The 311-nt window shown below is 49.8% G+C and carries 1 tRNA gene; it reads right to left on the bottom strand.

The annotated features are described in order from the left end of the window. Window positions 1-78: 78 nt before the first annotated feature. Window positions 79-155 (bottom strand) — tRNA-Met (locus tag AB9K37_RS02930). Window positions 156-311: the final 156 nt, after the last annotated feature.

Genomic DNA, 311 nt, shown 5'->3' with positions numbered 1-311 from the left:
ACCCTTGCAACGGGTGCGACGGCATCGGCTTCAAGGGGCCGGAGGGCCAAGTCATTTATATTGTGAGTGCGGTAAATTTGGTTGCGGGAGTAGGATTTGAACCTACGACCTTCAGGTTATGAGCCTGACGAGCTACCGGGCTGCTCCATCCCGCGACGCTTATTGGCCTATTGCACGGAGTGCTTTTTGAGGCCGCTATCGCCCTCAGCGGATATAGTAAATTTCAGCTGAGGAATTTTGTGATCGTTTTAGAGAGATATCATTTTTTTACGAGATTTTATTAGGTTTGGCGGTGACCTACTCTCCCACGA

The sequence above is a fragment of the Donghicola sp. XS_ASV15 genome (assembly GCF_041224595.1).
Classification (GTDB): Bacteria; Pseudomonadota; Alphaproteobacteria; order Rhodobacterales; family Rhodobacteraceae; genus Donghicola.
The sequence above is the reverse complement of the archived record's forward strand: the minus strand, read 5'-3'. Positions and strand labels throughout refer to the sequence as shown.